This window comes from Methylobacterium indicum (assembly GCF_001043895.1).
GTDB lineage: Bacteria > Pseudomonadota > Alphaproteobacteria > Rhizobiales > Beijerinckiaceae > Methylobacterium > Methylobacterium indicum.
In genome coordinates this window covers 1-895 of record NZ_JTHF01000396.1, presented here as the reverse complement: position 1 = coordinate 895, position 895 = coordinate 1, and the positions used below count along the sequence as shown (strand labels likewise).

Annotated in this window: 1 protein-coding gene and 1 pseudogene; both read left to right on the top strand. The window is 64.0% G+C overall.

The window, feature by feature from the left end:
- A pseudogene (locus tag QR78_RS30720) lies at positions 1-191 on the top strand (hypothetical protein); the annotation flags it as partial.
- Between the two features lie 19 nt (positions 192-210).
- A complete protein-coding gene (locus QR78_RS33465; protein WP_082173928.1) occupies positions 211-723 on the top strand; it encodes an HNH endonuclease in 513 nt (170 codons plus the stop codon).
- Positions 724-895 lie beyond the last annotated feature (172 nt).

Sequence of the window (895 nt, the reverse complement as noted above, 5' to 3'; positions counted from 1 at the left end):
TGCGGCTGGACGCCATGCTGCAGGCCATCGGCGCGGCCGTGGCGGCGGACCGGACCCTCGGCGGCCTCTGCGACTACCTGATGGTGCAGGCCGCCACTACCGAACCGCTGACGGCGGAGGGCGCGGCCGTCTCGCGCCTGGCGCTGGTCGAGATCGTCGCCGTCTACGGCACCTCCGATCCCCTGAACTGAACCATCACAGGAGAGAACCATGGGGGCGGCACCGCGAGATGCGGCCGCGGTCGCGCGGCTGCACGAATTCCTACGGTACGACCCTGAGACAGGATGTCTCTTCTGGCGCAAGAAGCCGAGCAAGCGTGTCGTCGTGGGGGCACCAGCAGGCTTCCCGACCGCCACAGGCCACCTTCGCATCGAGATCGCCGGACACCGCTACTGGACTCACCACATTGCATGGCTCTTCGTCCACGGTGTGTGGCCGAGCGACATAGTGGACCACATCAACGGGCGGCCTGACGATAACCGCATCGCGAACCTTCGCATCGCCGATTCTTCGAAGAATATGCAGAACAGCAGGATATATTGCACAAATACATCTGGTTTCAAGGGTGTTAGTTTCTGCAAGCAGACGGGCAAATGGCGCGCTGCAATTACCAAGAACACCCGCCGAGTGCATCTCGGTCGCTACCCGTCACCTGAGCTTGCGCACGCCGCCTACGTCCGGGCTGCGGGTCGCATGTTCGGCGAGTTCGCCCGAGTCGCCTGACCCTCAACCTCTAGAACATTCAGGAGAGCACTATGGCTAGGGCCAGAGGCGCGAACGCCATCATGGCGGCTGCCTTCGAGACCACCTATGGCGTCCCGCCGGTCAGCGGCTTCCGGAAGCTGCCCTTCGTCTCGTCCAACCTCGGCGAGGAGCAGGGCCTGATCGCCAGCGA